At 48.2% G+C, this 1,923-nt stretch carries 2 protein-coding genes; both read left to right on the top strand.

The window, feature by feature from the left end; genetic code table 11:
• Window positions 1–722 (top strand): DUF58 domain-containing protein (locus GRP75_RS25770; protein WP_160790749.1); only part of this gene is annotated, 722 nt, incomplete at its 5' end.
• The coding region (locus GRP75_RS25765; protein WP_237449198.1) for a transglutaminaseTgpA domain-containing protein at window positions 719–1,923 on the top strand (1,205 nt) is incomplete at its 3' end. The genes GRP75_RS25770 and GRP75_RS25765, both read left to right, overlap by 4 nt.

The following is a 1,923-nucleotide window of genomic DNA, read 5'->3' as shown; positions in this document are numbered from 1 at the left end:
TGCCCCGAACGGTATTCATTCCGTATTGGCAGATGAATGACCGTCGCTCAAGGATGTCTGGACCGCAGACCGTTCAAACTCGAACGCGGCGTGAGACGACACAAATTAACGGTGTACGGGACTATGTATATGGAGATCGGTTTTCGCGCATCCATTGGAATGCGACGGCTCGTACAGGTAGCTGGAAATCCAAGGAATTTGAGCATGAGACCGTTCCAAAAACGATGCTTGTGCTGGACGTACACATGAAGCATTATGTAAACGCCGAACAGTTTGAGCTAGCTGTATCCTCTACCGCTTCATTGCTGGAATATGGTGGACGGGAGCGAATGGGGGTTGGATTGTGCACAGCTGGAGAAAAAGGCACTGTCTTTCAGCCAAGTGAGCAGACAATGGAACGACAACGAATGATGCATCACTTGGTAGACATACACACAACTTCACAAGGTAGCTTGAAATCCGCTGTAGAAAGCAGTGTGCGCCAGTTTCCGCAAGGCTGTTATTTTATACTGATTAGTCCGCTGAATGATTATCAGGCGATGGAGCTTCTTCGTTGGGCCGATACCCGAGGGATGACTCCGTGCCATGTCTATATCGGAGAAGGTTCTGCTGAGGGAGAAGCTGAAGAATGGATGAGCATGCTTCGTGCAAGGGGAATCAAGGGCTACGATGTTGAGAGCCTTGAAGAGCTCCCGGCTGTAATGGGGGGAGGGACACTATGAAGAGCTGGTTACAATCGTTAAAGGGTTCCTGGGCCCCCGCTTTTACATTTTTATGGATTATTATTATTGCCATGCAATGGGTTTCTTTTGCTTCCGAATTATGGCTGGAAGAGACAAGAGCACTTGTACTGATGACCATTACAATGCTGGCTCTGGTGAAGATTGTACTACCATTTCGTCCTTGGATTGAATTTATTGTTAAGGCGGCGGCGCTGTTTTTTATTTTGTATCGGACATTGGTGTCTTACTCCATCATTATCCCCTTCGGAGGGGTAGCCAATCGCCTGGACCAATTTATATCCAATATGTCTCCTTATATTTGGTTTTCCCTCATCGCTTGGCTAGTTATTGAAATGGTGCCGCTCATCGTTACAACGAAACAGCGGATTCTTGTTTTTGTGGGTATTAATATCGCCGCGCTGGCAGTGCTTGATTCCTTTACGCCAACTGTGCTGTGGGAGGAGGTTGCCTGGATCGTCTTTGCTGGTATGGGTTGGCTAGTGACACAGCATCTGCAGTATTTTCGGCAGCATTATCCTCAAGGGTGGAAGCATATTCGACGCTATCCATATAAAATAGCAGCCAATATTGCGGTCATTTTTGCGCTCATTATTATGGCTGGTGTCAATATGCCCGAGGTACAGCCAGCTTTGACGGATCCCTATACAGCGTGGACCCAGAGAAATAGCTCAACCACCGGCGGGATTAGCAATGGATCTGGGGCACTGAATCAGCGGATGAACACCGCATCAGGTTATAGTCGCCAGGATAATCGGTTAGGTGGAGGTTTTAATTTTGATTATTCTCCTGTCATGACCATCACGACCACTCAACGAAGCTATTGGCGGGGGGAAACGAAACGAACCTATTCCGGTACAGGCTGGAGTGACGGGGGCAACGATGATCAAACGCTAAATGATGTTCCAATGACCGCAGAGCTTGAAAACACACAAGAAACGCGGCATTCGACTGAGCAGGTCGTTCAGACCATTACGATGCAAAATGACCAGAGCTATCCTGTTCTGTTTGGTGCCTATTCGGTACAGCGTGTTCAATCGGTGGACAGAGATTCACGGGCAGACGGGTTACGTTGGAACCCGGAACAGGCGGAACTGCTTTGGAATCCATCCTCCCGAAGAACTGCTTATCCTAAAACGTATACTCTGGTATCACATGTCCCTGTGATCCCTGAGAAAGAGCT

This window comes from Paenibacillus sp. OT2-17, from assembly GCF_009827695.1.
GTDB classification, from domain to species: Bacteria; Bacillota; Bacilli; order Paenibacillales; family Paenibacillaceae; genus Paenibacillus; species Paenibacillus polymyxa_B.
The sequence above is the reverse complement of the archived record's forward strand: the minus strand, read 5'-3'. Positions and strand labels throughout refer to the sequence as shown.